Origin of the sequence: Micromonospora sp. NPDC005553, assembly GCF_042871765.1 — a bacterium.
Classification (GTDB): domain Bacteria; phylum Actinomycetota; class Actinomycetes; order Mycobacteriales; family Micromonosporaceae; genus Micromonospora.
In genome coordinates this window covers 1,156,492-1,180,654 of the sequence record NZ_JBIAJD010000001.1, presented here as the reverse complement: position 1 = coordinate 1,180,654, position 24,163 = coordinate 1,156,492, and the positions used below count along the sequence as shown (strand labels likewise).

At 69.2% G+C, this 24,163-nt stretch carries 20 protein-coding genes; 12 read left to right on the top strand and 8 right to left on the bottom strand.

What is annotated here, in order from left to right:
* Positions 1-52: 52 nt before the first annotated feature.
* The 3 genes from ACFYPG_RS05345 to ACFYPG_RS05335 are packed head-to-tail and all read right to left on the bottom strand — an operon-like array spanning position 53 to position 2,196.
* Complete coding sequence (locus tag ACFYPG_RS05345) at positions 53-1,009, bottom strand: hypothetical protein (RefSeq protein ID WP_387350442.1); 957 nt, start codon at positions 1,007-1,009, stop codon at positions 53-55.
* Positions 1,006-1,362 carry a PadR family transcriptional regulator gene (locus tag ACFYPG_RS05340; RefSeq protein WP_387350440.1) on the bottom strand — a complete coding sequence of 119 codons (357 nt, stop codon included), beginning with the start codon at positions 1,360-1,362 and terminating at the stop codon, positions 1,006-1,008. Before ACFYPG_RS05340 ends, ACFYPG_RS05345 begins: the two co-directional genes overlap by 4 nt.
* Before the next feature lie 33 nt (positions 1,363-1,395).
* Positions 1,396-2,196, bottom strand: coding sequence for a helix-turn-helix transcriptional regulator (locus ACFYPG_RS05335; RefSeq protein ID WP_387350439.1), 801 nt, complete (start codon positions 2,194-2,196; stop codon positions 1,396-1,398).
* A gap of 104 nt (positions 2,197-2,300) precedes the next feature.
* Here ACFYPG_RS05335 and ACFYPG_RS05330 point away from each other — a divergent pair, with 104 nt between their 5' ends.
* Together ACFYPG_RS05330 and ACFYPG_RS05325 are read left to right on the top strand one after the other, a co-directional pair.
* Complete coding sequence (locus tag ACFYPG_RS05330; RefSeq protein ID WP_355008751.1) at positions 2,301-2,768, top strand: VOC family protein; 468 nt, start codon at positions 2,301-2,303, stop codon at positions 2,766-2,768.
* A gap of 81 nt (positions 2,769-2,849) precedes the next feature.
* On the top strand, positions 2,850-5,558 hold the full coding sequence (locus tag ACFYPG_RS05325) for an AAA family ATPase (protein WP_387350436.1): 2,709 nt from the start codon (positions 2,850-2,852) through the stop codon (positions 5,556-5,558).
* Positions 5,559-5,624: 66 nt separating this feature from the next.
* Here the strand turns inward: ACFYPG_RS05325 and ACFYPG_RS05320 are convergent, their stop codons facing one another.
* Both ACFYPG_RS05320 and ACFYPG_RS05315 read right to left on the bottom strand, forming a co-directional pair.
* Positions 5,625-6,260, bottom strand: coding sequence for an SRPBCC family protein (locus ACFYPG_RS05320; protein WP_387350434.1), 636 nt, complete (start codon positions 6,258-6,260; stop codon positions 5,625-5,627).
* On the bottom strand, positions 6,257-6,745 hold the full coding sequence (locus ACFYPG_RS05315; protein WP_387350432.1) for an SRPBCC family protein: 489 nt from the start codon (positions 6,743-6,745) through the stop codon (positions 6,257-6,259). Before ACFYPG_RS05315 ends, ACFYPG_RS05320 begins: the two co-directional genes overlap by 4 nt.
* A 286-nt stretch (positions 6,746-7,031) precedes the next feature.
* Here ACFYPG_RS05315 and ACFYPG_RS05310 point away from each other — a divergent pair, with 286 nt between their 5' ends.
* The 4 genes from ACFYPG_RS05310 to ACFYPG_RS05295 all read left to right on the top strand — a co-directional run bounded on the left by ACFYPG_RS05310 (position 7,032) and on the right by ACFYPG_RS05295 (position 11,775).
* Positions 7,032-7,823, top strand: a complete 792-nt coding sequence (locus ACFYPG_RS05310) for an SCO2525 family SAM-dependent methyltransferase (RefSeq protein WP_355008755.1) — start codon at positions 7,032-7,034, stop codon at positions 7,821-7,823.
* A gap of 218 nt (positions 7,824-8,041) precedes the next feature.
* Positions 8,042-9,883, top strand: coding sequence for an SCO2524 family protein (locus ACFYPG_RS05305; protein ID WP_387350429.1), 1,842 nt, complete (start codon positions 8,042-8,044; stop codon positions 9,881-9,883).
* Positions 9,884-10,813 (top strand): SCO2523 family variant P-loop protein, encoded by a 930-nt coding sequence (locus ACFYPG_RS05300; RefSeq protein ID WP_350853374.1) that lies wholly within the window; start codon positions 9,884-9,886, stop codon positions 10,811-10,813.
* Positions 10,798-11,775, top strand: coding sequence for an SCO2522 family protein (locus tag ACFYPG_RS05295; protein WP_387350427.1), 978 nt, complete (start codon positions 10,798-10,800; stop codon positions 11,773-11,775). Before ACFYPG_RS05300 ends, ACFYPG_RS05295 begins: the two co-directional genes overlap by 16 nt.
* A gap of 6 nt (positions 11,776-11,781) precedes the next feature.
* Here ACFYPG_RS05295 and ACFYPG_RS05290 read toward each other — a convergent pair whose 3' ends face one another.
* The gene (locus ACFYPG_RS05290) at positions 11,782-12,738 is read right to left on the bottom strand and encodes an SCO2521 family protein (RefSeq protein WP_355008758.1); all 957 of its coding nucleotides are present in this window, start codon (positions 12,736-12,738) and stop codon (positions 11,782-11,784) included.
* A 297-nt stretch (positions 12,739-13,035) separates the two neighbouring features.
* Here ACFYPG_RS05290 and ACFYPG_RS05285 point away from each other — a divergent pair, with 297 nt between their 5' ends.
* From ACFYPG_RS05285 to ACFYPG_RS05265, 5 genes are all read left to right on the top strand, one after another.
* Positions 13,036-17,250 (top strand): HEAT repeat domain-containing protein, encoded by a 4,215-nt coding sequence (locus ACFYPG_RS05285; RefSeq protein ID WP_387350425.1) that lies wholly within the window; start codon positions 13,036-13,038, stop codon positions 17,248-17,250.
* Between the two features lie 76 nt (positions 17,251-17,326).
* Positions 17,327-19,126, top strand: coding sequence for a RyR domain-containing protein (locus tag ACFYPG_RS05280; protein WP_355008760.1), 1,800 nt, complete (start codon positions 17,327-17,329; stop codon positions 19,124-19,126).
* Positions 19,116-19,628 carry a hypothetical protein gene (locus ACFYPG_RS05275; protein WP_355008761.1) on the top strand — a complete coding sequence of 171 codons (513 nt, stop codon included), beginning with the start codon at positions 19,116-19,118 and terminating at the stop codon, positions 19,626-19,628. Before ACFYPG_RS05280 ends, ACFYPG_RS05275 begins: the two co-directional genes overlap by 11 nt.
* 62 nt (positions 19,629-19,690) lie before the next feature.
* Complete coding sequence (locus tag ACFYPG_RS05270; RefSeq protein ID WP_355008762.1) at positions 19,691-19,864, top strand: hypothetical protein; 174 nt, start codon at positions 19,691-19,693, stop codon at positions 19,862-19,864.
* A gap of 495 nt (positions 19,865-20,359) precedes the next feature.
* Positions 20,360-21,397 carry a trypsin-like serine peptidase gene (locus ACFYPG_RS05265; RefSeq protein WP_387350423.1) on the top strand — a complete coding sequence of 346 codons (1,038 nt, stop codon included), beginning with the start codon at positions 20,360-20,362 and terminating at the stop codon, positions 21,395-21,397.
* Between the two features lie 128 nt (positions 21,398-21,525).
* Here ACFYPG_RS05265 and ACFYPG_RS05260 read toward each other — a convergent pair whose 3' ends face one another.
* Positions 21,526-22,569, bottom strand: coding sequence for an NAD(P)-dependent alcohol dehydrogenase (locus tag ACFYPG_RS05260; protein WP_387350892.1), 1,044 nt, complete (start codon positions 22,567-22,569; stop codon positions 21,526-21,528).
* A 151-nt stretch (positions 22,570-22,720) separates the two neighbouring features.
* Positions 22,721-22,924 (bottom strand): cold-shock protein, encoded by a 204-nt coding sequence (locus ACFYPG_RS05255; protein ID WP_013283833.1) that lies wholly within the window; start codon positions 22,922-22,924, stop codon positions 22,721-22,723.
* A gap of 567 nt (positions 22,925-23,491) precedes the next feature.
* On the opposite strand from ACFYPG_RS05255, the gene ACFYPG_RS05250 reads away from it, so the two are divergent.
* Entirely contained in the window at positions 23,492-24,037 is a 546-nt protein-coding gene (locus tag ACFYPG_RS05250) for a hypothetical protein (RefSeq protein WP_355008764.1), read from the top strand.
* Positions 24,038-24,163 lie beyond the last annotated feature (126 nt).

The following is a 24,163-nucleotide window of genomic DNA, read 5'->3' as shown; positions in this document are numbered from 1 at the left end:
CCAGTCCGGACCGAGCGGATGTCCCGCACCTCAGCAACGTCGCGGAGCACTGTCACAGGGTGACTTGCCGGCGGGCGGCCATTCTGCTGACCGCGACGTTGATGGCGAAAATCCCGACCACGACCTCGAGGAGCACGTTTCGCGGGTTCCAGTCCCAACCGTAGAGCGTCCAATTGGTCGGCTGATAGGCCAGCATCGGCAGCATCAGCGCCAGAAGGACCGCGCTGGCCGCGATCGACACCCGCACATCTAGTACCGCGCCCACGAGGGCCGCCACCAGCCCGGCGGCCATGATGACCGGTAGGGTCAATCCGTCTGCCCAGCCATTGAGTGGGTTGGGCGTCATGATCGCCATGGTTGTCGTGGCGCTGATAAGCCAGGTCCATTGTCGCGTGGCCCGTGGTTGGCGAGCTCGAAGGAGCGGCACCATTGTCAACACGGCCAACAGGCATATCCACGTGGAAATTTGCATGATCAGGTAGAGGCCGGTCCGGAGCCCCAAGGCAGAGTCGTACCTTGCCCATGGCTCTACGGCGTACCTCAGGTCGTTCGCTATGGAATGCCAGATTTCCCAGCCGAAGGCGCCAATGGTCAGGGGAAGGGCGAGGCGGTAGCGAGCCCACACTGCGGCGGTCAGCGCGAGAAGCAGCAATGCGGGCGTGACCGAGCTTCGCTCATACAGAAAGCTGGCCGAATTACCCGGCAACAGCAGCCACAGGCGCCACGTGAGGGGCAGGGCCGTCAGGGCAACGCCGCACACGAGCAGGGACAGCACGGTCGATCGCAGCGCGGAGTGTCGCAAGGTGTCCCGGGAGCGGAGCTGGTCCACACCGGAGCGGACCCGCAGACCTCCCACCACGAGTGCGAGGGACTCCCGGAGCCTCGGGTGCCTCCGGTCCGTCTCGCCCGCGACCAGCAGCGTTTCCAGCATCTCGTCGGCGCGGTACTGCCGGTACGCCCGAGGGTACGCGCGCAGCAGCCACCGGTAGCGGCGCTCCAGGCCGGTCATGCCGGCGCCGTCCGAGCCGTCGCGGCCGTCGACCGTACGGAACGGTCTCGAACGACCCGGGCCGCAGCGGCCATCCGAGCCGCCTCCTCGCGCAGTGCCGACAGCCCGCGCTCGGTCAGCTCATAGGTGCGACGGGCGCGACCGTTGACCACCGCCTCTTCCGCCACCCGCACCATCTGCTCGCCGGCGAGCCGGTCCAGCGCGGCGTACAGCGTGCCGGTCGTCAACCGCACTCGCCCGTCGGACAACTCCTGCGCGCGCTTGACGATGGCGTAGCCGTGCAACGGCTCGTCCTGCAACGCGGCGAGGATGAAGTACGTGGGTTCCCGCATAGCCGCGGAGGGCTTAGTCATGTCATCAACATAAGCAGATGGTCGACATATGCGTCAACCCAGTTGGTCCAGCTTCTCGCGAGCGCCGGTGTCGGGCCGAGGCGTGAGGACCACGAGGCGCAGGTCGGTGTTCTGAGTGGTCAGGACGTTGGCGTCGAGTGGGATGGCGCCCACGTCCGGGTGCACGGCGGTCTTGTGCGCGCTCTCGTGACTGGCCACCGCGCGGAGGGCCCAGAGGTGGCGGAACCTGTCGTTACCGGCCATCCGCGAGATCAGTGCGGCCACGTCGGGGTCGTTCGGATAGCGGGCGCTGGTGGCGCGCAGATCGGCTACCAACGACTGCTCAAAGTAGGCGCGCTCGGTGTCGGTCTGCCGCACCCGGGGGTTGCGGGATTCGAACTGGACGATCAGGGCGTTGCGATCGTCGCCGCTGGCGCCCGCGGGGTCGCCGAAGACGGCCGCGAACAGCCGGTTCCAGTGCAGCAGCCGCCACGCGGCGTCGTAGACGGCCGCGGGGGTGTCGCCGAGGTGGTCGATGACGCGGTGCAGGCTGCTGGGGATCAGGTGGGGTATCCGGTCGGGGGCCGCGGCGAACCCGGCGAGGCGCATAAGGTGCGCCTCCTCGTCGTCGGAAAGTCGTAGCGCGCGGGCCAGGGAGGTGCACACCTGCGCGGATGGTGTGGCGGCCCGGCCCTGCTCGAGGCGTGCCACGTACTCGGGGGAGATGCCGGCCAGTGCTGCCAGCTCTCCGCGTCGTAGCCCGACGACGCGGCGAGGTGATGCGCTCGTGAGGCCGACCGCGGCCGGGTCCGTGCGGTCCCGCCAGGCCCGCAGCGCCGCGCCGAGGTCATTCATGAACACCATGATCCGCCATTGGTGCCAATGGCTGGGTGGTACCAGCGGTACGCGGAAGATCCGTGCCTTCCACAGTGGTGGTACCGCCGTCGAGGATGGGGATCATGAGCAAAGTGACCAGGATGCATCACATCGGAGTGCCGGTCAGCGATCTGGCGCGGTCGGTGAGGTGGTACGAGGACGTTCTCGGCATCGCGCCGACCGGCGTGACGATCTCGGCGGCGAACCCGGCGATCGGTGCCGTCGTCGAGGTCGAGAACGCGTCGATGCGGGCATCGTTCGCACTGGCCGGTGACAACGTTCTTCTGGAACTCATCCAGTACGACAGCCCGCAGCCGAGGCCCTTCACCGGGCGCAACTGCGACGTCGGGGTGATGCACCTGTGTTTCGAGGTCGACGACCTCGACGCGGCGCACCGTGCCCTGGTGGAGCGGGGCGTGCACGTCAACGCCGACCCGGTCGTGCTCCAGGATGGGGACGGCGTCGAATCGGGCCCGCTGGCCGGGACGAAGATCCTCTATCTACGAGACCCCGACGGCATCCAGTTGGAACTGTTCGAGTTGCGCTCGTAGGAGCACCGACTCCAGCCCTGGCGACGATCGGCTCGACCGGGGCTCCCGTGGATACCATCGATCGACCATTCGTCCGGCGACATGCGGAAGTTGATGGCAGCTATCAGGTCAGGATTTTTCGTCGCTCGAGAGCCTGAGTTGGGCGAGATCGCCTCGGTGACGGACCCCGCGGCGCGCGGCCGTGGCGGGGCGATGCTCGTTCTCGGTGACGCGGGGATCGGCAAGTCGACGCTCCTCGGGGTGGCCGCTTCACGGCTCGACGGATGGCAGGTGCTACGGGCCGGTGGTATCGAGTTCGAGAGCGAGCTGCCCTACTCGGCCCTGCACCAGATGTGCGCGCCCGTGCTCGACCGCCGCGCTGCGCTCCCCGCGCCGCAGCGCAGCGCGCTCGAGGCGGTGTTCGGGCTGCGCGCCGGGGTCACGCCGACCCCGATGCTGGTCGGCGTGGCAGTCCTGGGTCTGCTCAGTGCCGTAGGCCGTCGTCGACCGGTGTTCTGCGTTGTCGACGACGTGCAGTGGACCGACGCCGGCTCGCGGCAGGTGCTGGCCTTCGTCGCGGCGCGCGTGGCGGCGGAGCGGGTCGCCATGGTGTTCGCCGCCCGCGACGCCGCCGCGGTGCCGGAACTCGGTCGCCTACCCGCTCTCCCTCTCACCGGGCTCACCGACTCGGAGGCCCTCACCCTGCTGCGATATCGGGCGCCGTTCGGCCACGAGGCGGCGATCCTGCAGCGGATCCTCGCCGAAGCGGCCGGCAACCCTCTCGCCCTGGTGGAGATCGCCCGCGACGCCGGGCCGTTCGGACTACCCGGGGGCGGCGGCCACGGCGCGGTGGAGCACCGGTTCGCGAAGCGGTTCCTGCGACTGCCCGCACCCACGCGCTCGGTTCTGGCGCTGGCCGCGGCGGAGCCGACGGGCGATCTCGTTCTGCTGCGGCGCGCCATGGCGATCCAGGGGCTGGACGCCGCGAACCTGGCCGCGGCCGAGGACAGCGGCCTGTTGGTGATCGGGCCCCGGGTGCACTTCCAGCATCCGTTGGCGCGTTCCGCTGTGTACCGGTCGGCCGGTGCCGAGCCGCGACGGCAGGCGCACGCTGCGCTCGCCGCCGGTACGGACGTCGACGTCGATCCCGACCGGCGCGCCTGGCACCGGGCGAACGCGATCACCGGCCCGGACGAGGGAGCAGCGGCAGAACTGGAGCGTTCGGCCGGCCGGGCACAACGCCGGGGCGGATTCGCGGCCGTGGCCGCGTTCCTCGAGACCGGGGCCCGACTGACACCGGGCCGGTCGGAGCAGGCACGCCGCCTGATGGCCGCGGCCCGGGCACGGTTGAGTTCGGGGGCGCCTTCTGCTGCCCGGGAGCTCGTGAACGAGGCCGAGCGTCGCCAGCCAGAGTCGGCCGACCACTGCGCCGCGCGACTGCTGCGCGCGACGATCGACTATCACGTGACACGCAGCATCCCGGCGACGATCGCCCTCGTCGACGCCGCCGACGGCGTGGGGCCCGATGACGTTCGCGAGACCTACCTGGAAGCCTTCGCGTCGCTCATGTTCAGCGTCGACGACCCCGGCAGGCTACGGCGGCTCGCCCTGCAGATCCGGGAACGGGTGCCACATCGTCAGCCGCCACGTCCGGTCGACCTGCTGCTGCACGCGTTGGTCGAGCAGAACCTCCGCCCGGTGGAGGAGGCGATGCCCCTGATGCGCCGCAGTGTCGACGCCTACCGGGAGTACGCCCGCACACCCGACGCGGATCCGTGGTGGATGGAGCGTGCCTGCGCGTTGAGCGTTGACCTCGGTGACAGCGACGCCATGGAGGAGATCGTCGACCGCCAGGTGGAACTCGCCAGGGCGCAGGGCGCCTACGCGATCCTTCCCCATGCGCTGCGCTTCCAGGCGGTCGCACGGACAATCATGGGTCGCTTCGCCGACGCGCAGGTCTGCGTCACCGAGGCGCGTGCTGTCGACGAGGCCGCAGGGACGTTCAACCTCGTCGGGTCCGACCTGATGCTCGCCGCATGGAGCGGAGACGTCGACCGGTTCCGGGAGGTTCAGGAGAAGCTGCGCGGCTGGGAAGGGGTGAACCCCACAGCGCTGCCCTACGCGAACGGCGTGCTGTGCAACGGCAGCGGCGACCACGAGGCCGCGCTGAACGCGTTGCTGCTCGTGCAGGACCAGCATCGGCGTGGCGCGTACGCGGTCACCGCATTCCACCACGAGCTGGTCGAAGCCGCAGCGTACGTGGGACGTCCCGAAGCGGCCAAGGAATCAGCGGAGTGGATCGGGGCCGTCGCACGGGTCAATCCGAACGCGTGGACGACGGGTGCGCATCTGTTGGCGTGTGCGCTGCTGGAACCGGGGCTCGGCGCGCAGGACCGCTACCGCGAGGCGATCAGCCGGTTCGCCGGGAGCAGAATGCGGGTCCACTACGCGCGAGCCCGCCTGCTCCACGGGCAGTGGCTGCGGCGGGTCGGCCGCCGCGCCGAGGCGCGGGTGGAGCTGCGTGCCGCACACGACCTGCTCTCCACCATCGGCGCGCGTGGTTTCGCCGCCCGCGCCGCCCGCGAACTGGATGCCATCGGCGAGCCGACCCTGGCCGACCACGCCGATCCGCTGGCGGGGTTGACCGCGCGGGAGCTGCTCGTCGCCCGCAAGGTCGCCTCGGGCGCGGGCACCAAGGAGGTCGCCGCGCTGCTGTTCGTCAGCCCGCGAACGATCGACGCCCACCTGCGCAACCTCTACCGCAAGCTGGGCATCACCTCACGCCGGCAGCTGCGCGAACTCCTGCGCTGACGGGTCCGGGTCGATCGGGCGGCGAACGGCCCCGCCGGCACGAGACCGGCGGGGCCGTGAGCCGCGTCAGCGGCGGGCCCGCTCACACTCCCGTTCGGCCCGGGTCTTCAGCTCCGTCAACCACGTCTTCAGGCCCTCGCCGAGAGCCACGGTGGAGAATTCGGCGTCCTGCTCCACCTGCTCACCGCGCCACGTCTCCTCGGTACGCACGAGAACCCGGCCGTCGATCTCGGTGAACGTCCACACGTGAACGCCCTCGTCGATGCGCAGCCCGGCACCGATCGCCGGGCCGTCCCACCGAAGGCACCTCTGGTGCTGGAGCTGCCGGACGGTGGACGTGACGACGAGGGTCGTGGCGGGGTTCAACGCGGTCTCGGGCACCGGCGTCGTCCATCGGAACGACGAACCGGGACGCAGTGGACCACGATCGAGCCGCTTGCTGGAGAGGACCGGCTTCTGCCATGACGGCCAGCTCTCGACGTCGGTCTGGATCTTCCAGACGGCGCGTAGCGGGGCGTCGATCGTCGTCTCCGTCCGGTAGCGGATCTTCGCCGCGGTGTCGACGGTCTTTCCCGCGCACCGCAGCGCCGCGCGGTCGGAGCTGCCATCGTGCCTGGCCTCGGCCTGAGCCGGTGCACCTGCGGCGCCCATGACGCCGGCCACGACCACTGCCGTCGCGACGGCAACCATACGGTTCTTCATGAGGCGGTCGCCGCCTCGGCGGTGCGCTTGAGTCGATCCAGCCACCGGGCGAGGGTCGCGTCGAGGCCCCCTTGGAACTGGGCAGGGTCGGCATCGACGGGCGGGCCGGCGAAGGACTCCTCGGTCGACACCTCCACGCCGTCGCCGGCCGGAGTGAGCGCCCAGACGTGAACGCCGAGGACGCCGTTCGGCCCGTCACCGTATCCCCGCCACACGAGGCGTTCCTGCGGTCGTGCCTGAACGATCGTCGACTCGATCTCCATGCCGGCTGCGGACCAGCGGAACACGGAGCCCGGCGCGAGCGGACCGGGTGTCTCCAGGCGTGCGTACGGGATCTCCGGCAGCCAGGTCGTCCATGCGTCAATGTCCGTGAGGATCCGCCAGACGGCGTCCGCCGAGGCGGTCACCGTGACACTGTGCCGGCTGACCACCGGCGCTGACACGTCAACGCCGGCCTCGCCGTCGTCCGTAATGTTGTTCATCATGAAGCCCTTCTGCGGTCTCTGACGACCGGTTCGCCGGGGCATGGGAGAGCCGCTGGATCCACACCCGCTGGCAGCCATCGTGCCAAGACGGCAACCGCCCCACATCAGCAAGAATTACCTAGTTCGCAGTACGTGGGGCAGCCGGCCAGCGTCCCGTCGTCGTCAATCTCGGCGGACGGTGAAGTTCCTGCACTTGTGGGCCAACGCCACCTTCGATAGATAATGGACAACACCGAGCGCCGCTTCAGCGACCAATGTGATCCGCCGACCCGATGGAGGCCAGTCCATGGCGTTGACCCCGGCGACTGGGGGCGGTTGCGGCGAGTCGACGCCACGCTCGCCGATTCAGTCACCGAGGCCGGTCAATTCCGACGTCGAGTGGGACAGCTTCGACCCGCAGGCATATGTCCGGCACAACTACGCGGATCTGCGGTCCGACGATCGGGAAATACTCTGCCGCATCCGAGACTTCTTCGCCGAGGCGAAGCTCTCCGACGCGCGGTGCGTCGACGTGGGATCGGGAGCGAATCTGTACCCGGCCCTGTCGCTTCTGCCGTTCGCGAAGGCCGTCGACCTGTGTGAATGGTCGGCGGCGAATGTGAACTGGCTGCGCACACAGGTCGACAGCTACGACCAGCTCTGGGACCCGTACTGGCAGGTGTGTGCGGAGCACCCGGCGTACGCGGCACTGGCGGACCCGCGTCGGCGCCTGGCGCAGGTGGGCAGGGTGGTGCGGGCCAGCGTTTTCACCCTGCCGAGGCATGTGTGGAGCGCCGGCACGATGTTCTTCGTGGCCTGCTCCATCTCGGCCGACCGCGCCGAGGCCGAGCACGCGATCGGTCGGTTCCTGGACGCGCTGCGGCCCGGGTCGCCCTTCGCCGTGACGGTCATGCTCGGGTCCCTCGGCTACAGCGTCGGTCCGCGGATGTTTCCGGCGGTGGCACTGCAGCGCGCCGACGTGGTGGCCAGCATCGCGGCGGGCGCGTACGACCTGGACGTCCACGAGGTGCGGCCCAAGCCGCCGCTGCGGGACGGGTATTTGAGCATGCTGCTGGCCACCGGCCGTACTCGCGGATAGCGCCGAGGCGTGCCCGTGCGATGCGCCGATGTCGTGCTGTCGGCGCATCGTGGCGGCGCGGCAATCCGTCGCGCCCCATCGACCGGAGTGTCAACACGCGGCCATCGAAGCCTTTCAAGTGGCACTCGACTGGCCCGCTACCATGATGCTGTACGCCATCGTGGGCACGGCAATACCAGAGGTTTCGAGTCGACGACTACAACAGACGGCGGTGGGTCATGCGGATGCAGCCGCGCCAGGAGATCCTCGACATCTGGCGGGCTACGGTTCGCAGTTGCTGGGCGAACGGTGAATGGCACTGGGGTGGCCGAAGTGGCAGCAACTCGATCGGCGACGCGGAGCAACTGCTGACCCTGCTGCTCCCCGCGGCAAAGGTCCCGGTGTTGTCGCTGGACGACCCGGACCGCGCCGACGAAGAGGTGATCGAGGCGCTCAGCCCGATCGGCGGCGCGATCGAAATCCCCCGCCGGCTGGTCAGCGTGATGATCGACTATTTCCGGCGGTACACCGACGACGCCGGCACTCCGATCTTCGGCGGGGGCAGCTACCTCACCTCGCTCGAGGGTGGTCCGGAGCTCACCGACGAGCAGCGTTCGCGGGAGATCGTGGACTCGTTCGCGGTGTCGGTCACACTCACGCTGGCGACGATCGGTTTCGTCAAGGTCTACCGGAGCTCCACCCAGCGGCGCGACCTGTTGGCGCAACTGGACGAACTGGAGGCGATGGCGAGCGTGCGCCTCACGGCGGCGATGGTCGGCCTGCTGCGCAGCTTCAGCACCTTCGTCTTCACCTCCACCGACGAGTACGGCATTCGTCTGTGCGACATGGTCAACCAGGACGAGCTGCCGCGCCGCGAGCTGGTGGCGGCGCTGCGCGAGCAGTTGCGGGACACGATGGCGAGCCTGCGTAGCGTGATCATCGGGTCGGGCCGGGTGACCGAGGACCTGGACAACAGCGAGATGCTGTTCGAGTGCGGCTGGTCGTGGGGGATCATCTCCGGTGCTGAGGAGGTTCCGACCACCGAGCCGATCGGCCGGCAGCGTGAGGGCTCCGCGGAGAACGCTCCCTACCTCTACTTCACTGTGATCGCGATGGACGCCATCGAGGACCTGAACTCCGAACGCACCCGGCTGCTCGGGTTGCTCAACGAGGAGCAGCAGCGGCTGTCCCGGGCGCTGCAACTGCGCTGGGAGCTCACCCGGACGTACTGGGCGACGGTGGCAACCTTCGGCAACCGACGGCGGTGGCCCATCGAGGACATCCCCTGGCGGACGACCGACGGCGACCGGACCGACTACTACACCCTCCAGGCCACGTCGCTGGCGGTGAAGGGTCTGATCGCCGTCGGGCGCGGCGGTGACGAGGAACTGGGGCGGATCGCCTCGGTGCTGGTGGAGCTGGCGCAGCGGGCGCGGATCACCCGGCGGGCGTCGCCCGGCGAGCCGGCACTGTTCGTGCACGCGCCAGGCAAGCGGGTGACCCTGAACGACGACACCTCAAAGCCGATCATGACGTGGAACGTGAACGAGTTCTCCGTGGTGCTGCTGCAGCGGGCGGCCACCGTCGCCGGTCTGCTGAGCAATGCCCGACGGCGCAGTGAACTGCTCGAGCTGGCCGACGAGGTGTGGGACCACCTGCTGCTGCGGCGCATCCCGGATGGCCGGCACCAGGGGCTGTGGGACCACGCCGGTGGTGCTTTTCCCGGCCTGGCGCCGAAGCCGGACGCACCCTCCTGGTATCTGACCGAGCGGGTGGTGCAGGCTCTGGTCACCTCCGGTCAGCTGCTGTGGGAGCGGCCGTTCCCACGGGCCGGCCGGCTGGCCGACTACGCGCAGGATCTCATCGACGAGGCGGAATACCTGTTCGACCGGGAGTTGATGCGCGGCACCTTCGACGGTGAGGCGATGCAGCGCAGCATGCGCAGCATCCGAGCCAGCCTGGGCCGCGCGCAGCTGCTGGTCGACGAGCGTCCCGGCACGGCGGCCGCTCTGGTGAACACACTCCTGTTGCTGCTCAACGACATCGCCACCGGGCAGCAGAAGGCCAGCGAGGGGATCTGAATGCTGGTCTTCGTCACGTCGCACAAGGGCGGCACCGGGCGGTCGGTGACCGCGGCGAACATCGCCTACCGCAGCGCGTTGTCCGGTCGCCCCACCTGCTATCTGGATTACGACTTCGGCTCGCCGACCGCCGGCATCACCTTCCAGATTCCGCAGGCCGTCAACGGCGTGGAGGGCGCCGGTCCCAACGGTGGCGGCCTGCACCGGTATCTCCGCGGTGAGATTCCGTCTCCGGAGCAGTTGGACGTGTGGGGCACCTCCGAACGTGCCAGTCTGCGTCAGAGGCCCATCGGGTCCGGTCCGTTGGTGCTCCTGCCGGGCCAACGCAACGGTAGCGAGTTCGGTTTCACCAACGACATCGCCAAACGCTGCGCCGAGCTCTTCCTCCGCCTGGAGGAGGAGTTCGACCTGACCCTGGTGGACCTCAGTGCCGGCCGGTCGTACGCCAGCCAGATCGCGCTGGCCGCCACGGCGACCTCGACCCTGCGCAAGGTCGCCGTGCGCTGGTTGGTCTTCCACCGGTGGACTCCCCAGCACGTCACCGCAGCGGCGGACCTGGCGTTCGAGGCGGGTGGGATCGTGGCCATGGGCAAGGAGTACGGCCACGAGCCGGACAGGCTACGGGAATCGCTGCGCTTCATCCGTACGGCGGTGATCGACTCACGTGGCCCGGAAGTCGGCCACCTCGGCCTCGCCCAGCAGGCGTTCCTGCGCAAGTGCGACGCGGAGCTGTCGGAGCTGGCCCGACGCCGAGGTGTCGGGCGTACGACGCTGCTCGGCGCGGTGCCGCTGGATCCTCTGCTGCAGTGGCGGGAGCAGCTCATCTCCGATCACGACGTGCAATCCAAAATTGCCAACGTCAAGACGGTGGACGCCTTCGTTGACCTGACTGAGAAGCTTTTCGACGAGACGGCATGGGACACCGCGTGATCGGCATGGATGTCAGGTTCCAGGAGGCAGCTGCGGTGCGTCGGACAGAGAGCGTGGCGTACTCGCATTTGTCCGTGGAGCTGGGGCACTTCTACGCGGAGGACTTCGGCGACGGGTGTGACGAGCTGAAACGCAAGTTCGAGCGGATCGCGGACTGGTCTGCCGCGATCCCGGCTCTGGCCCGACGAGGGCTGCCCGCCCACCGGGAGCCGCGGATCAGCACCTGCTTCATGATGGACGACTACTTCCACCGCTTCGGTACCCCCCGCGAGGTGATACCGCAGGTGCAGAGCGCCGCGGCGGAGCACGGCCTGGTCCTGGACTACGTGGCCCGGGAGTCCAGCTTCGCCCGGCACGACGGTGCCGAGCTGGCCCGGCTGGTGGTCGACACGCTGGTGGTCGAACCACCTCGGCACACCACCGGGAGTCGTCCACCGCTGAACGAGTCGGGCTGGCTGTCCAACGGTAAGCGGTCCCCCGGGCACGTCGACGCGCCGGCGATGACGCTGCCACGCCCGTGGGCTCCGCCGTTGCAGTCCGGTGATCCCCGGCACTCCATCTTCGTCGACATCGAGCTCTGGTCCGACGAGCCGGACGCCCGGGTGTGGGCCTGCGCCCTGCTCGCCTCGGTCTGGCAGATGACCCGACTCGGCGTGCTACGGCATCGCGGCGAGACGATGACGCAGCCGTGCCGGCTCGCCGGCGAGCTGCCGACGGACTGGGACGAACTGCCGGCGATCGTCCAGCTGAACCCGGCGGCCGCGCCGTTCTGCGCGTATCGCACGCTGACCCTGATGGGCACCCAGTACCTGCCGGTGGAGCTGGCCGTACGGACCATCCTCGGTCAGGTGGCGGTGCCGCCGACGGTCGCGCAGCAGGTCGCCAAACGGGCCGGCGGTGAGGGCCTGCTCCTGCCCAGCGAGTTGGTCGACCGGCTGAGCTACGTGTTCATCAGCGACTGAACGTGCTCAGCTCCCGCACGGCTCGTCGACGGCCACCCGGCCGGCCAGGTCGCGCAGCAGAGCCATGTTGCTCACGCTGATCTGATCCCGGATCCAGTTGACCGACGAGTTCCACTGGCGGCTGAAGCCGGGTACCTGTTCCAACTGCTCCCAGATCGGCCGCAGCCGCGGGTGCACCCGCGCGCCGGGCAGCCACAGGTGCAGCAGGTGCTCCAGCACCGGCCGCAGCCGCTCGACGTGCTCCTGCCCAGAGGCCGATCGGGTGACCGCGGACTCCACCAGCGAGGACAGCATGGTCAGCAGCCAGTCGTGCAACGCGAGATCTTCGCAGAGCCCGGCCACGGCGGCCGGCACGTCCTGCGGGTCGAGCACGAGTTCGACCGTACGCAGGGTGGGCGAGTCCACGGTCACCACCGCCGAGACGTCCCGGTCCGGGCGCGCGTCGGCCTGCGCGGTCCAGCGCAGCCGTGTGCGGGCGGTGCGCAGTGGCGGGCGCCGGTCCAGCAGGTCGGACATCTGCACACCGTCGAGAACCCTGCCGGTGATCGCCTCCAGGTTCAGCACGTCGGCGTTGTTGCCGTGCAGGAAGCCCGCGCTCAGGTCGGCGACGTCCAGCTTGCCGACCGTCTCCAGGACGCCGGGGTTGGCCAGATAGTGCGACCACGGCTGGCGGCGCTCGCCGGCGACGACGTGGATGACCGAGGATGCCTGCACCATCCGGCCGCCGGTGACGATGGCCCGGGTGACCACGGCTCCCACCCCACGTAACTGGCGCCCTCTGGCGCTCGGGAGCCAGCAGTCGACACCGGTGCGGACATCGGGTGACACCGCGTACAGCGATGGACGCCGGGAGGTCAGCACGGCCTCGCCTTCGATCAGGCTGAGCATCTCGGCGCTCTGTTCCTGGGCCAACGCCGTGCTGTGTTGCAGAAGGCTGGTGTGCACCTCACCGACAGTGAGCATGGCTTCCTCCGCAACGCTGCCACCGACCCGCGTTCATCGCGCGGTATGCGGCTCATGCTGATTGACGTACACCCCTCGCGACCGGCACTGACACGGATCCGCGTCGGACAACCGAGACTCCGCGGGTACGAGTTTCGACCGCCCGGATCCGTATCTGTTGACGGTCATCATAGGCCCGGGATGAGCGGGAATCCCATGTGCGTCGGGCATTCGGAGTGTTCGCGGGTCGGACGGACGTGACAACTGCTGATATTTTCGATGGTGCGGTCGCCAGCCACTCCCTGGAGTTTGCCGTTCATGAAGGTCTACATTTCGGCCACACAAAAGGACCTGCTGGAATACCGCGCTGCCGTGCACGCCGTGGCTCGCCGTCTGGAGATCGACGACGTGGCCATGGAGGCGTACGGCGCCGACATCCGTCCGCCGCTGGAACGCTGCCTCGCCGACGTGCGTCGATGCGACCTCTACGTGGGGCTGTTCGCCTGGCGGTACGGGTTCCGGCCGCCCGGCCAGGAGTCCTCGATCACCGAGTTGGAATACCGGGAGGCGCTCGCGGCGGGAAAGCCGTGCCTGGTCTTCCTGCTGGCAGAAGACAAGCCCTGGCCGGTCGACATGATCGACCGGGACGCCGACTGGCAGCAGATCGTCGCCTTGCGCCGTGAGCTCAAGGAGCGTCACCTCTGCGCCTTCTTCTCCGGCGTGGACGACCTCACCGCCAAGGTGACCGCCGCACTGGCCGACGTACGCAGTGGCAGGTCCCCGGCGCGCGAGCCCGCCGACCCGGACACCCACCTGCCGACGGCCGTCCGCAACCAGTACTACAAGCAGTTGTCGCTGAGATACCACACCGTCTCGGTGGACGCGGTCTCACCGCGTCCCACCATCGGTTACCTCACCGTCGGGCTGCCCAAGGTGTTCGTGGAGCCCCGCGTCCACGAGGACGCGCGACCGGAGATGCCCCTGGCGTGGTGGCGATGGGCCGGGTCCACGCCGGGCGACGACGTCGGCGGGCTGCCCGGGGTGGTCAACCCGGAGGAGGTGGAGCGGCTCTGGGAGGAGTACGCGGCCAAGGACGAGCTGTCGTTGTTCGATGTGGTGTCCGACCCGGGGCGGCGCACGATCGTGCTGCTCGGCGACCCCGGCTCCGGCAAGTCCGCAGCCGCGCGGTACCTGGCGCTGACGCTGGCCGAGGTCTGCGTCGAGCCTCGACTGAGTGCGCTGGACCGGTACCTACCCGTCCTGATCGAGCTCCGCTCGTACGCCACCCATCATGGGGACGGCCGGTGTGACGGCTTGCTCGACTACGTCGGCCACCGCCACCAGCAGGGGCTGGCCGGCATCGACCAGGACGTGCTGGAGGCGTACCTGCGCCAGGGCGGTCAGGCACTGTTCCTGTTCGACGGCCTGGACGAGGTGTTCGACCCGGCCCAGCGGGAAGAGGTGGCCGCGCAGATCGCCACTTTCGCCAACGAGTACCCGGGAGTGCTGACAGTGGTCACCTCGCGGGCGGCCGGCTACCAGCGGCACACCTTTGCCAACGCCGGCTTCGACCACTTCACGCTGGAGGATCTCGACGACGAGCAGATCGCGAGGTTCCTCGGCAACTGGTACCGCTACGTGATGCCCACGCCGGCCGCTGAGGCAGAGCGGCAGCGGCGGCAGATCCTCGACGTGGTGGGCAGTTCTCGAGCGATGCGCGAGATCGCCGGCAACCCCCTGCTGCTGATGCTCATGGCGATCGTCGGGCGGGGTCACCCGCTGCCCCGCAACCGACGCCGGCTCTACGCGCACGTGACCGACGTTCTGATCTCCGAGTGGGATGTGACAAAGCAACTGCGCGAGAGCCACGGCGACGTACCGTCGCTGGACCTGCAGGCGAAGCGTCGGCTGCTGCGTCACCTGGCGTATTGGATGCAGTTCCGCGAGTCCGGCCCCGCCGGAAACTACATTGAGTCCGACGAACTGGCGCGCATCTTTCGTGACCACCTCGTCGCGTTCTACGGCTTCGAGAATGAGCGGGCGCTCGCCATGGCCTACTCAATGATCGACAAATTGCGGCAGCGAAGCTTCATCCTGGAACGTTACGGGCTACGACTGTTCGGGTTCGTGCACCGAGCGTTCCTGGAGTTCTTCTGTGCAGAGGAGATCGTGGACAGATGCGAGCATGATCCGACCACCTGGGGCCTCGATCGTCTGCGTTCACTGTTTCGCGAGCACTGGGCCGATCCGTCGTGGCGCGAGGTGCTTCGACTGGTCGCCAGCGCCCTCCCCGCCCAGACCGCCAACGAGCTGGTCACCCTGCTCGCCACCGAGGCCACCCAACCGTGGCCGCCGCTGAACCTGACCGGACCGCCGTGGAACCTGGTGCTGGCGGCGCAGTGCGTGGCTGAGGCGCCGCAGCCCGCCGAGCTGGCCGACGCGGGCGACGCGGTGCTGCGGCAGGTCGTGCGTCTCATCGAGCATGGCATCTCCGCCGACGACCCGAACCTGGTGGATCTCACCGAGCAGGAGCTGCTGTCCTCGATCCGGGCGCTCGGCCCGAGTTGGCCCGGCCGGGAGATCTTCCTGCACTGGTACCGCCGCCGTGGTGTCCGGACCAGTTGGCGATCCGGCTCTCCCTTCGCCACCCGGATCGCGGCGGTGCTGTCCACCGCCGAGGAGCAGATGGAGGACCTGCTCGTCCGGGAGCTGGGACAGGGCCGCGAGCGTCAGGCCCACCTCACCCTGGTCGCCGGGCTGGCCGAGGCCGCCGGCCGCCTCGAGGCCACCGGTGGCAGCAGTCGCCGATGCCGGGACCTCCTGGTCGCCCAGGCGCAGGCCGAGGTCTCCACCGCGGTACGGCAGGCCGCCGTACGCGCACTGGTCGCCCACTTCGGTGCCGACCCCGACCTCGTGGACGTGCTGCGCGATTTCGCCAGTTCCCCCGACCTCGCGGTGCGGGCGCTGGCCGTGCAGTCCCTCGGCGCCCGGTCCGAACTCTCCGACGACGTCCGTCAGGTGCTGGCCAGAGCCACCGGGGACACTGCCGTCGCGGTGCGGCGAGCCGCCGCCGGAGTGCTCACCGCACGTTGCGCCGACCTGCCGGACGCACCCGAGACGATGCAGCGACTGCTGGCCACCGACGCCGACCCCGGTGTGGTGCAGTGCGCGCTGAAGGGTCTGCTGGTTCTGCCGGAGTACGCCGAGACCGCACGAACCACGGCGTTGCAGCGGGTCACCGGCGATTCCCCGGACGAGGTCCGACGCTGCGTCCTGACCGAGCTGCTGCCCGAGCGACCCGACCCGGAGAGCACCGAGCTGCTGCTGAAGCTGGCCTGCTCGGACACGTCGGCGCGGGTCCGCGCGGTCGCCGTGCAGCGGTTGGCGCTCGTACCCGACCCCGAGGGGCGCTGCCGGGCCCGGCTGATCGATCAGATCGAGCAGGACGAGGAGTCCTCCGTGCGGGCCGCCGCGGTCACCGCTCTGATCGACCGGGACCGCGCCGACGACACGGGGTGGACCGTGGTTGCCCGCTCGGCTCGCGTCGACGAGGACGCGACGGTACGCCTCGCCGCGGTGCGCGCGTTGGCCGAGGCCTACCCCGACCACCGCACCGGGGAACTGCTGCTGGAGAGCGCTCGACGCGATCCGACCGCGAGCGTTCGGCTCGCCGCGGTCGACCTGCTCACCGGGCGACCGTTGTTCGGTCACGCGACCCGAGATCTGCTCATCAGCCGCGCCTCCCAGGAGCGGGACCCGATCGTCCGGCTGCGGGTCACCCGTAGCCTGGCCCGTCTCGCCGACCCACCGGATCTTGAGGTGCGGGAGTGCCTTGCCGAGCAGGTCAGTCGGGACCCCGACCCGAACGTGTTGTGCGCCGCCGCACAGGCGCTCGCCCGCCACGGCGAGGCCCCGGGCCTGATGGAGACACTGTGCCGGCGGGCACGCCGGGACAGCTACGTCGGCATCCGGTTGGCCGCCGTGCAGACCCTCTGCGCGTACGGGAGCCCGGAACTGGTGACCGACGTGCTGCTGGAATGCGTCGAGTCCGACACCGACCCGACAGTGTTCGACGCGGCCGTGCGCTGTCTGACCGAGCAGGGGTCGGCGTCCATGGCGGTGACGCTGCGACTCATGCGCCGCCTGTCGGACCAGAACCCGGCGATCCGCGCCCGCATCGCCGCCGCGCTCGGCGAGCACTTCGGCGCCGACCCGGAGGTTCAGGTGCTGCTGGTCGGGTTGGTCCGCGACGATCCGGCCCTGGAGGTTCGCCGCCGGGCCGTCGAGCAGCTGGGCGCCAGCCTGGCCGGCCGCACGGGGGTACGGGACCTGCTGCTGCGGCTGGCTGACGACGATGACTGGGAGATCCGCCGGACCGCGCTGCTCGCGTTGACCCGGCACTACGACAGGGACACCCGGACCCGGGAGATGCTCGTCCGGCTCGCGTATCAGGAGGATGACGGCGCGGTGCGGCGGCTGGCCGGGCAACTGCTGGCCACGCTGGCCGACACCCAACCCGACGACTTTCCGTGATCGATCCGGAGCCGTAGGTGTGCGTGGGTGCGCGTCGAGCGACGATCCGATCGACCTCGTCAAATACCATGAGCTCATGACGGATCCGGTCGCCGGCTCGTCCCGCCCGACCGGCTGGAGTCTGCGAGTCCTCTTCGGAGTGATCGGGCTGGCCGCTCTCGTCCTCGGCTATGTCGGCTTCGAGCGCCTGCTGCAGGCCCGACCGGACGTCGCCAACGATCCGTACGACCTGCTCTACTACGACCTGCAACTCTTCGTCTTCGGCGCCGAACCATTCCAGGACGCCGGCCCCTACCCGTGGCAGTTGCAGGTCGCCCGGTTCGCGGCCCCGCTGTTCACGCTTCTCGCCGTCGCCGAGGCCAGCCGGCTGCTGCTGGCCGCCGAGAGTCGTCGCCTGCGCGCCCGGCGGGCACGTGGTCACGTCCTGGTCTGCGGGGACTCCCAGTTCGCCCGCATGCTCGCCGACCGACTCTTCGCCGACGGTGAACGTGTGGTGGTGGTGCGCTCCGAACCGTTCGGGCCGCTGGAGTACCGACGGCGCCGGTACCTCGGCGTGGTCGGCGACCCGACCAGCCCCGAGGTGTTACGCGGCGCCGGCCTGCCCCGAGCCCACACCATCTACGCCTGCAGCGAGGACGACGACCGCAACCACGCGATCGCCAACACCGTCAACCGGCTCATCCAGGACCGACGGCAACCACCTCGGGTCTACATCCTGGTGCACGACTCGGAGATGTGTCTGTCCCTGCAGGCCCGACGACTCGGTGCCGCCGGGTCCAGCCGGCTGCGGCTGGACTACTTCCACGTCGACGACGTCGCCGCCCGCGCGCTGAACCGGCACCACCCGCTGCCCAGCGGGGGAGACCGACCAACCAGGATCGTCATCGCGGGCACCGGCGCCTTCCGCCGGGCTCTCCTGGTGGAGACCGCCCGGCACTGGCGCGCATCCCGAGCCGACACCCCCCCGGGCCAGGACGTGCCACCCCTGCGGGTGGACGTCGTGGCACCGGATGCCGGGACCGAGATCGCTCTTGCGTCGTCGCGGTACCCGTTCCTGGCCACCGTGTGCCAGTTGACCGCGTACGACCTGGATCTCGACCGTGTCGTCGGTCTCGGCCGCGACCGCTACGACCGCATCTACGTCTGCGCGCCGGACGAGATCAGCGGGCTGCGGTTCGTGCTGGACACGCCCGCCCTGTGGCAGGGCACCGAGAGTGCCGTGTTCGTGCCGGTCTACCGGCAGGCGGCGCTCGCCGCGGCCTTCCACGGCGACCCCCGTCACGATCTGCTCGACGAGGTGCACGGCAAGCTCCGCCTCTACCCGGTGCTCACCCACGCCTGCGACGCCCGGCTGATCGCCGAGGACCTCACCGAGCGGCTGGCCCGGCTGATCCACGAGCGGTACGTCCAGGCTCAGCAACGCGCCGGGGTACGGCTCGGCGATGCCCCGGCGATGGTGAACTGGTCACGACTACCCGAGTCGTTGCGGCGGGCCAACCGGGCCCATGTGCAGGACATCGCCGCCAAACTGTTGGACCTCGGTTGCGTCGTGGCCCCCCGCCACGGTGGCACCGGTGACGCCTCGGCCGCCGGGCAGGCCATCGACGACAGGATCGAGGAACTCGCCCGCCTGGAGCACGACCGGTGGTGCCGGGAACGGCGCGGGGACGGCTGGACGTACGGTGACCCTCGCGATGACGTTCAGCGGCGGCATCCCGCCCTGCGGCCGTGGGAGGAGCTGCCGTCCGACGTGCAGGAGCAGAATCGTGAGGGGATCCGGGCCCTGCCCGATGTGCTGTCCGACAACGGGTTCGAGCTGATCCGGCTGGCGCCCCCGGTGCCCGCGCAGCGCGGAGGCCCGAGGGATGCCGCCTGACCTCGGCCCGGTCCGCGTCGGCGTGACCGGGCACATCAACCTGACCCGCGACACCGAACTGCTCGTCGCCGACGCGCTCCGCGTGGAGTTGGGCCGGATCAGCGAGCGGCCCGTGCACGGCGTGACCTGCCTGGCGGCCGGCGCGGACCAGGTCTTCGCGCGTACGATCCTCGATCTGGGCGGCACCTACGAGGTGGTCCTGCCGGCCCGCGACTACCGGGTCGCGGTGATCAGGCCGGAGAACCGGCTGGCCTTCGACGAGCTGCTCGACCGGGCGGCAGCGGTCGTCCACACCGGTCACGACCGCTCGGACACCGCCGCCTACGTGGTTGCCAACCGTGAGTTGGTCCGACGGGTGCAGCGACTCGTGGCGGTGTGGGACGGCAAACCTGGCCGCCACCCCGCGTCGACGGATCGGACCATCGACTGGGCGCGGCAACACGGCGTCCCGACCACGATCCTCTGGCCCGTCGGTGCCCGCCGAACGCCCATCGAGGACTGACGGGCCGATCCTGCCGCCCGGCCCGACGAGCGGCAGCGCGGAAAACGACGGATACTCGCCTGATGACTGGACCCGATCTCGACCCGGAACAGTATCCGCCCATCGACCCGCGCGAACCGGTGCCCGACGACGCGGGGATCCTTCTGCCCGGCGCGCCGGACGAATTGCCAGAAGCCCCGGCCGAACCGATGCCGGACGACGGTGGAAACGCCGGTGGCGTGCGCGAGCCGGCATAGATCAGTCCGTCGTGTCCGATGCCGCGCGGATCCGTTCATCGGGGGGCGGGGGGGTCAGGCGGACTGCCGGCGGCGGCCGAGTGACAGGAGCAGGCCGACCGCCGCGGCGACGAGCAGCGGGTACGGCCTGCGGACCTGGGCAACGCGAGCCACGCTCGCATGGTAGTGGCCGCACCGGCCTCCGTCCGACCTCGGCCAGCGCGGACGGCAGTTATGACATAGATGGGATTACATGTCTTGAGTGAACTCAGGTAGGAAGGCCGAAGGCACGTCTCGGTGCTGATTCCTGAGAAGGAGCGACGGATGAAACTTGCCCTGCGCCGCCTGCGAACGGGGGCGGTCGTGCTCGCTGCCTGCACACTTGGGCTGAGCCTCCTGTCGGTACCCGCCGCCGAGGCCTACTCGGTTGCCCCTCTCGCGCCAGGATCCGAGCGGGCACCGGAATCGAACCAGTTCTCGGCAGAGGGCGTGACGACGATCGGTGAACTCCGCACCGTGAGCAGCTCTCTGTCCTACGCCCCCAGCGGCGGGACACAGATCATCCAGCATCCCGGTGCCACCTACGTCAAGGTGCACTTCAGCTCACTGCGACTGGCCGACGGCGACTACGTCACCGTGTCGAGCCGCGACGGCAAGGAGAGCTACCGGTACGACCGCGACCTGAACCGGGCGACCGGTTCGGACTACACCACCGACGGGCAGCCGGGCTTCTGGGCGATGTCGGTGGAGGGCGACACCGCCGTCGTGACACTGCACAGCAGCCGCCCCGCACGTGGCAACGCCGCAACCATTGACCGGTTCTGGCGCGGGTACGACCGCACGGAGATCAAGGCGCACAACTTCTCCACCCAGTCCGTGTGCAGCACCGACGCCCGCCGGGACGTGGTCTGCTACCAGAACAGCCACCCCACCGAGTACGCCCGCGGCAGGGCGGTGGCGCGGCTGCTGATCAGCGGCGGTGGACTGTGCACCACCTGGCGGGTCGGCAACACCAACCGGATGCTGACGAACAAGCACTGCTTCTCGACGCAGTCCGCCGTGAGCGGCAGCGAGATGCAGTTCAACTACCAGTGCGCCACCTGCGGCGGCGCGAACCCCGGTGCCGGCACCAAGGTCAGCGGTGCCACCCTCTACCGGGTGAGCAGCGGCGGCTCCAGCCAGCTGGACTACGCCCTGTTCTCGGTCAACAACTTCGCCACCATCCAGGGATTCGGCACGCTGTACCTGGCAACTACCGCCACCAGCAACGGCACCCGGATCTACGTCCCCGGCCACGGCGACGGCACTGCGAAGCGGCTGTCGATCTTCGAGGACACCCAGAACGGCGCGACCTGCGCCGTCCGGAACGCGAACTACAACACCTGGAACATCAGCTACAGCTGTGACACCTCCGGCGGCAACTCGGGTTCACCCGTGCTGAACGCCAGCCACCAGGTGATCGCCCTGCACCACCTCGGTGGTTGTCCGTCGAACCAGGGCGCGAAGGCGCACCTCATCTACAACGAGATCGCCAGTCTGATCGACAACGGCTGAGACGGTGGGCCGCCGACGCGCGCCCTGCGCCTCGGCGGCCCAACGGCTCACCGCCGGCCACCGCGCACTCCGGCCCGGCCGCGCGCCAGAGCCCACCGATTAGCGGACCCTGGCAATCGCGGAGACGCTCAGCGCAGGGTGTCGATGTCGATGACGAACCGGTACCGCACGTCCGAGGCGAGCACCCGCTCGTACGCGTCGTTGACCGCCTCGGCGCCGATGACCTCGACCTCGGGAGCGATGCCGCGCTCGGCGCAGAAGTCCAGCATCTCCTGCGTCTCGGCGATGCTGCCGATGCTGGAGCCGGCGAACGACCGTCGACTGCCGAACAACGCGAAGACGGGCACCGGAAGCGGCTCCGGCGGGGCACCCACGCTGACAAGAGTGCCGTCCAGACGCAGCAGACCGAGGTAGCTGGCCATGTCGATCGGTGCGCTGACCGTGTTGATGATCAGGTCGAAGCTGTTCTTGAGCACCTCGAACGTCGCCGGATCCTTGGTGGCGTAGTAGTGCTCGGCTCCGAAGCGCAGGCCGTCGTCCTTCTTGCCCAGCGTCTGGGACAGCACTGTCACCTCGGCGCCCATCGCTGCGGCGATCTTGACAGCCATGTGGCCCAGACCGCCCAGGCCCACCACGGCGACCTTCCTGCCGGGACCGGCATTCCAGTGCGCCAGCGGAGAGTACGTGGTGATGCCCGCGCACAGCATCGGCGAGGCCGCCTCGTACGGGATGCTCTCCGGCACCCGCAGCACGAAGTCCTCGTTCACGACCACATGGGTCGAATAACCGCCCTGGGTGACGGTGCCGTCGCGGTCGACGCTCGCGTACGTCTGGGTGTTGCCCTTGAGGCAGTACTGCTCGTTACCGGTGCGGCAGTTCTCGCACTCGCGACACGAGTTGACCATGCAGCCGACACCGGCGCGGTCGCCGACCGCGTGACGGGTGACGTCGGCGCCGACCTCGGTGATTCGGCCGACGATTTCGTGGCCGACGGTGAGTGGGTAGGGAACGCTGCCCCAGTCGCCGCGCACTGTGTGGATGTCAGAGTGGCAGATGCCGGCGTAGCGGATTTCGATGAGAACATCGTGCGGGCCCAGGTCCCGCCGTTCGATCGTGGTGCGCACGAGCGGTTCGGTGGCGGACGGCGCGGCGAGGGCGTTGACGGTGAAGATGATGTCCTCCGGTGACGTGATGCTGACTCCTGGCGGATCGCGCAGACGTACCTTGCCGTCCCTCGGGCCATGGTGAGACGCCGTGGTGGACGCATGAAACGCCAAACGGCGGCCCGCTGAATCAGTCGGGCCGCCGTTCGCAGAGTGTGGATCAGAGCGGGCGGATGTTCTCCGCCTGCGGGCCCTTCTGGCCCTGGGTGATGTCGAACTCCACCTTCTGGTTCTCGTCGAGGCTGCGGAAGCCGCTCGCCGAGATCGCGGAGAAGTGGGCGAAGACGTCAGCGCCACCGTCGTCCGGGCTGATGAAGCCGAAGCCCTTGTCGGCGTTGAACCACTTCACGGTACCTGTAGTCATGTCTGCTCCTCGCAGGCTGTTAGAGACCGCACTGTGCGGACCCTTACGCCGCCGCGTTGATCACCCGCGTCGAAACGACACGAAAAACGAAAAAGCGCCTGGGCGGGTTCAGATGACCCATCAGGCGCTGAAAAACGTCTACGGAAATCAAAACTGCAACGTGGTTACCGTAGCAGATGATCTGTCGTCGAGCCCGTTGGGTCAGCTGGTTTCTCGCACTCATCACTGAGCACCACATCGACGTTACGGACAGTAATCTGCCGGAATCACCGGCCCGCCAAGCGTAAAGGCGGCGTTGGGCGCGGAGTCGCCCAAAGATTCTGAGAATCTTCCTGGGTGACGGCAACCTGCGGGCGGTGGATCGCATGTACCCGGATGTAAGCGACGATCGCCACGATCCATAGGGGCCTGGAAATGTCTGCACGTCCTCTCCTGCTGCTGCCCGTTGCCGCTGTCCTACTTGCACAGACCGCCTGTGGCTCCACGCCGGCGTCTGGTCCTGGCCCGACCGCCTCTGCGTCGACGTCGGCTGCTGTCGCCGCTGGCACCCCCAGTGCATCGCCCGCCGTGGCTACCACGGCCGCCGACTGTCCCTCGGCTGCGACCCTCCAGACGCTGGTCGAGCTGCCGAAGGGCTCGTCTCTCACGACGGTGAAGTGCGTCAAGGACTGGGCGGCGGCCGACCCGCAGGGTCCGACCGCCGGTGACGGCGTCTATCTGTTCCGCTACGCGAGCGGCACGGGCTGGAAGTACTACGACCAGGGCAGCGGCTATGACTGCAAGGATCTCGGCCTCAGCGAGCCTGCGCCGTTCTGCATCTCGGAGCCGGTGACGACGACGAGGAAGCCGGCGAACAGCGCGGCCACGACTGCCGCATGCCCTTCGGCGAAGACCCTGGAGGCCCTTGTCGAGCTTCCGAAGGGCTGGACGTTCGGCGGTGTCGAGTGCGTCAAGGACTGGGCGGGAGCTGATCCGCAGGGCCCGAAGGCCGGCGACGGCGTCTACCTGTTCCACTTCGTGACCGGCACGGGCTGGAAGTACTACGGCGAGGGCAGCGGCTATGACTGCAAGGACCTCGGCCTCACCGAGCCGGCGCCGTTCTGCATCTCCTGACTGGTTGACCGCGGCCGAGGGGGGGGGGGGGGGCCCCCCCCCACCCCCGGCCCCCACCAAAAAACCCCCCACACAACCCCCCCCAGACAAAGACAAACCCGACGCGTGGGGCGGCGAGCCACACGC